The sequence below is a fragment of the Acidovorax sp. KPB24-07 genome (genome assembly GCF_057543315.1).
The window spans coordinates 1-5,446 of sequence record NZ_BAAJYS010000242.1 but is presented as its reverse complement, the minus strand read 5'-3'; the positions used below and the strand labels follow the sequence as shown (position 1 = coordinate 5,446).

Here is a 5,446-nt window from a genome sequence, read left to right as displayed (position 1 = left end):
TGATGCCCGCCCCGGCGCCCGTCGCGCCCCCGCCAGCGCCCGAGCCCGAGCCGCTGCGCATTCCCGAAGACGGCACCGTGGCCGAGTTCTCGGGCCTGGAGACCGAACTGCCGGCCGACACGCCGGCGCTGCTCGACATCCTGACCGCCGACAAGGCCGGCAACCAGCGCTGGGAGATCAAGGGCTACGCCGACCGCAAGACCGCCAAGAACGCCCGCGAGATCGCCCTGGCCCGTGCCCTGGCCGTGCGCAAGGAACTGGTGTCGCGCGGCGTGCCGGCGAAGAACCTGCGCGTGATGTTCAGCACCGACCAGGCCCGCAACGCGGTGACCGTGCTGCCGCGCTGATCGCGCTCGCCTCCGTCGCCTGCACCGGAGTCATCGCCCGGGCAGGCCACCCGGCGGCCCGGGCGCCTTGCGCGCTCCGGGCCGCTGTGCTTTGGGGGCTCAGCGGTTGCTCGGGAAGGCGAACACCGCACCCTCGCGCACGCCGGCCGAGGGCCAGCGCTGCGTGATGGTCTTGCGCTTGGTGTAGAAGCGCACGGCGTCGGGGCCGTAGGCATGCAGGTCGCCGAACAGGCTGCGCTTCCAGCCGCCGAACGAGTGGTAGGCCACGGGCACCGGCAGCGGCACGTTCACGCCCACCATGCCGACCTGGATGTGGTCGGTGAAATAGCGGGCCGCCTCGCCGTCGCGCGTGAAGATGCAGGTGCCGTTGCCGTACTCGTGGTCGTTGATGAGCTGCATGGCCTCCTGCAGCGTCTTCACGCGCACCACGCCCAGCACGGGACCGAAGATCTCTTCCTGGTAGATCTTCATGCCGGGCTTCACGTGGTCGAACAGGCAGGCGCCCAGGAAGTAGCCCTGTTCATGGCCGGCCACCTGCATGCCGCGGCCATCGACCACCAGCGTCGCGCCTTCGGCCACACCGCTGTCCACATAGGCCTTCACCTTCTCGAAGTGCGCCTGGGTGACCAGCGGGCCCATGTCGTTGCCGCCGTTGTCGGTCTGGGTGCCGGGGCCGACCTTCATCTTGGCGATCTCGGTCTTCAGGCCGGCGATCACCGCGTCGCCCACGGCATCGCCCACCGCCACCAGCAGCGGGATCGCCATGCAGCGCTCGCCGCACGATCCATACGCCGCGCCCATCAGGGCGCTCACGGCGTTGTCCACGTCGGCATCGGGCATGAGCACCGCATGGTTCTTGGCGCCGCCCAGGGCCTGCACGCGCTTGCCGTGCTTGCAGCCTTCCGAATAGATGTACTCGGCGATCGGCGTGGAGCCCACGAAGCTCACCGCCTTCACGCGCGGGTCGCGCAGCAGCGTGTCCACCGCCGTCTTGTCGCCGTTGACCACGTTCAACACGCCAGGCGGCAGGCCGGCTTGCAGCGCCAGCTGGGCGATGAACAGCGTGCTGCTCGGGTCGCGCTCGGACGGTTTCAGCACGAAGGTGTTGCCGCAGGCGATGGCCATGGGCCACATCCACAGCGGCACCATGGCCGGAAAGTTGAACGGCGTGATGCCGGCGGTGACGCCCAGCGCCTGGAACTCGCTCCACGAGTCGATGTTCGGGCCCACGTTGCGGCTGTGCTCGCCCTTGAGCAGCTCGGGCGCGTAGCTGGCGTATTCCACGTTCTCGATGCCGCGCTGCAGCTCGCCGTGCGCATCGCTCAGCACCTTGCCGTGCTCGGCGGTGATGAGGGCAGCGATTTCATCGGCGTGCTCTTCCAGCAGCACCTTGAGCCTGGACATCACGCGGGCGCGCTTGAGCGGCGGCGTGTTGCGCCAGGCGGGGAAGGCTGCCTCGGCCGAAGCGATGGCCTGCTCCACCGTCGCCTGCGAGGCCAGCGCCACGCTGGTGGACGACTGGCCCGTGGCCGGGTTGAACACGGGCTGCGTGCGGACGGTGTCGGCCACGATCTGGCCGTCGATCAGGTGGCCGATGGTGGCGGTGACGTTCTGGTCTTGGTGCATGGGAATGGAGTTCAGGGTAAAAAGTGCCCCCAGTGCATATTCCACTAGGGCATACAGCTACAAAATAAATAGCAAGCGCTGGCAGCGGGGCTCAAGCCGTCTCGGCCAGCGCATCGCCCAGGGCGCTCACCAGCCGGTCGATCTCGGCGCGTTCGCTGATGAACGGCGGCGCCAGCTGGATCGTGTCGCCGCCGTAGCGCACGTAAAAGCCCTTCTTCCAGCAGTTCATGGCGATCTCGTAGGGCCGGCGGGCCGGCTCGCCCGGCAGCGGCGCGATGGTGAAGCCCGCGGCCAGACCGTAGTTGCGGATGTCCAGCACATGCTGCGCGCCTTTCAAGCTGTGCACCGCCTGCTCGAAGTACGGCGCCAGCGCCTTGGCGCGGCCGGGCATGTCTTCCTTTTGCAGGATGTCGAGCACCGCCAGGCCGGCGGCGCAGGCCACGGGGTGGGCCGAATAGGTGTAGCCGTGCGGGAATTCGAGCATGTACTCGGGCCCGCCCTGCGCCATGAAGGTGTCGTAGATCTCCTTGGAGGCGACCACGCCGCCCAGCGGCTGCGCGCCGTTGGTGACCTGCTTGGCGAAGTTGAGGATGTCGGGCGTCACGCCGAAGGCCTCCGCCCCCGTCCACGCGCCGCAGCGGCCGAAGCCGGTGATGACCTCGTCGAAGATCAGCAGGATGTGGTTCTGCGTGCAGATCTCGCGGATGCGCTCCAGATAGCCCTTGGGCGGAATCACCACGCCGGCCGAGCCCGAGAACGGCTCCACGATCACCGCCGCGATGTTGGAGGCGTCGTGCAGCGCGATCACGTCCAGCAGCTTGTCGGCCAGCGCCCGGCCGCCGTCCTCGGCCATGCCACGCACGAACGAGCCCATTGCCGGCTGCGTGTGCGGCAGGTGGTCTGCCTCCACGCCCTGGCCGAAGGTCTTGCGGTTGCCCACCATGCCGCCCACCGAGATGCCGCCGAAGTTCACCCCGTGGTAGCCCTTCTCGCGGCCGATCAGGCGCGTCTTGCCGGCCTGGCCCTTGGCACGCCAGTAGGCGCGCGCCATCTTGAGCGAGGTGTCGGCCGACTCCGAGCCCGAGCCGGTGAAGAACACGTAGTCGAGCCCCGCGGGCGTGAGCTCCTTGATCTTGTTGGCCAGCGCGAACGACGCCGGGTGGCCGAACTGGAAGGCTGGCGAATAGTCGAGCGTGGCGGCCGCCTTGCCGATCGCCTCGGCGACGTCCCTGCGGCCATGGCCCAGCCCCGCGCACCACAGGCCCGAGAGGCCGTCGAAGATCTTGCGACCTTCGGAGTCGGTGTAGTAGGCGCCCTGGCCCGAGACGATCATGCGCGGCGCGGCCTTGAACTGCCGGTTGGCGGTGAAGGGCATCCAGTGCGCATCCAGCCAGGCCGCGTCCATGCGCGGCGCGGTGGCTTCGGGAGCGGAGTCGAGGACGGTGAAGCTCATGGTCGGTCCAATCACAAAGAAAACAAAAGGGGCGCGAGGCGCTGCCGCACAGGCCTCAGGCGGCCCTGCCAGCGGGCGGGTGACCCCATTGTTCCGGCGGTCGATAATCCCTCCAATGGACAAATATCAATGTTTACTTGACGATTCATGCAAGTAAAGCCCACCCCGCTCGCCATGCCCGACGACGCCCCGCCCCCCGCCTCGCCCACGCTGCCGTCCCCGGCGCCCAGGCCGCGCGCGAACGCGCGGTGCTCGGCCAGTTGAGCGACATGGACCTGCGCCTGCTGCAGGTGTTCAAGAGCGTGGTCGATTGCGGCGGCATGGCCGCGGCCGAACTGGAGCTGAACATCGGCACCAGCACCGTCAGCCGCCACGTGAAGGACCTCGAAACCCGCCTGGGGCTGACCCTGTGCCGGCGTGGCCGGGCGGGCTTCGCGCTCACTCCGGAAGGCCAGCGCGTGTACGACGAAACCCTGCGCCTATTGGCCGCCGTGCAGGGCTTTCGCGACAGCGTGGACGGCATCCACTCGCGCATGGGCGGCCAACTGGCCGTCGCCGTGTTCGACAAGACCGCCAGCAACCCGGCCGCGCGCATCGGCGAGGCCATCGCCGCCTTCACCGCCCAGGCGCCGGACGTGCACCTGCAGATGCACGTGGGCTCGATCAACGCCATCGAGCGCGGCGTGATCGACGGCACCTACCAGGTGGGCATCATCCCCGCCCACCGCGCCTCGCAGAGCCTGCTGTACACCGACCTGTTCAGCGAGACCATGCTGCTGTACTGCGGCGCGGGCCACCCGCTGTTCGGGGCGGACCACTCGGCGCTCGACTGGGACGCCGTGCGCGCGCACCCTTTCGCCGGCCTGGGCTACCACTCGCCCAACATGGAGCTGAGCCACCAGGCTCGCCTCACCCGCACCGCCACGGGCTTCGACCAGGAATCCATCGCCACGCTGGTGCTCTCGGGCCGCTACCTGGGCTTCCTGCCCGACCACTACGCCGAGGCGTTCGAGCGCCGGGGCCGCCTGCAGGCCGTGCGGCCCGAGGCGCTGCGCTACGACTGCCAGTTCGTGAGTCTGCTAAGAAGGTCGCCCGAGCCGCCGAGGGCGGCGCAGGCGTTTCAGCGGTGTTTGGTGGTGGCGCATGCTTCTCGCGGTAGCACTCATGGACGGTAGTGGACACCGTCCACGGCGGGCATGTCTGGCGGCACTTTTTTTGTCATTTGGAGCTGTCTATAGCTGAGCTGCTTACACGGCAGTGAAGAGAACGGCGCGGGCAACACCTCGATGCTCACATTTCTGAGATGCGTATACGGCAGTGAAGTCCACGTAGCGACGCCAAGGGCGGCCGTCGAATTTCTGAGCTGCCTATACGGCAGTGAAGACGCAGGGGTCTGGTACCAGCCCAGCCAAAACTTTCTGAGCTGCCTATCGGCAGTGAAGTTTCGAACATCGCCCCCGACTTCGCCTGTCAATTTCTGAGCTGCCTATACGGCAGTGAAGGTTTGGGGCGGGTTTTGTCCCGCCGGGTAGCAATTTCTGAGCTGCCTATACGGCAGTGAAGGGATCAGCTACCGGTGTCTCTCCGCCTGGATATTTCTGAGCTGCCTATACGGCAGTGAAGGCTGGCAAAGCCATTTGGCTTGAACTCACAGTTTTCTGAGCTGCCTATACGGCAGTGAAGTAGCAACCTTCGGCAACCGCACCAGCCTTGTCTTTCTGAGCTGCCTATACGGCAGTGAAGTCGCAATGAGATTGAGAAGTTGAAACGCATGTTTTCTGAGCTGCCTATACGGCAGTGAAGTCTCAGCGGTTTTACTTTTCGGCCGGCCTTGTTTTCTGAGCTGCCTATATGGCAGTGAAGAGGTGGAGCACCACGTCGCCGACCTCAATGATTTTCTGAGCTGCCTATACGCAGTGAAGTGCCAGCGCGACGATCCGCTCCAGCCAGCAGCATTTCTGAGCTGCCTATACGGCATGAAGCTCACAGGCATGACCAACGCTGTCGAGACGATTTCAGC

Annotated in this window: 4 protein-coding genes and 1 CRISPR repeat array; of the genes, 2 read left to right on the top strand and 2 right to left on the bottom strand. The window is 66.7% G+C overall.

Annotated elements, in window-relative coordinates; genetic code table 11:
• A partial coding sequence (locus AC27IQ_RS18295; protein WP_487090310.1) for an OmpA family protein occupies window positions 1–347 on the top strand: 347 nt, incomplete at its 5' end.
• A 99-nt stretch (window positions 348–446) separates the two neighbouring features.
• Here AC27IQ_RS18295 and AC27IQ_RS18290 read toward each other — a convergent pair.
• Window positions 447–1,973, bottom strand: a complete 1,527-nt coding sequence (locus AC27IQ_RS18290; RefSeq protein ID WP_487090309.1) for a CoA-acylating methylmalonate-semialdehyde dehydrogenase — start codon at window positions 1,971–1,973, stop codon at window positions 447–449.
• 91 nt (window positions 1,974–2,064) lie between these two features.
• Complete coding sequence (gene aptA, locus AC27IQ_RS18285; RefSeq protein ID WP_487090308.1) at window positions 2,065–3,426, bottom strand: omega-aminotransferase AptA; 1,362 nt, start codon at window positions 3,424–3,426, stop codon at window positions 2,065–2,067.
• A gap of 269 nt (window positions 3,427–3,695) precedes the next feature.
• Between aptA and AC27IQ_RS18280 the strand changes: the two genes are divergently transcribed.
• On the top strand, window positions 3,696–4,601 hold the full coding sequence (locus tag AC27IQ_RS18280) for a LysR family transcriptional regulator (protein ID WP_487090311.1): 906 nt from the start codon (window positions 3,696–3,698) through the stop codon (window positions 4,599–4,601).
• A 298-nt stretch (window positions 4,602–4,899) separates the two neighbouring features.
• Window positions 4,900–5,289: direct repeats of the CRISPR family, unit length 28 nt; unit sequence TTTCTGAGCTGCCTATACGGCAGTGAAG.
• Between the last annotated feature and the right edge of the window lie 157 nt (window positions 5,290–5,446).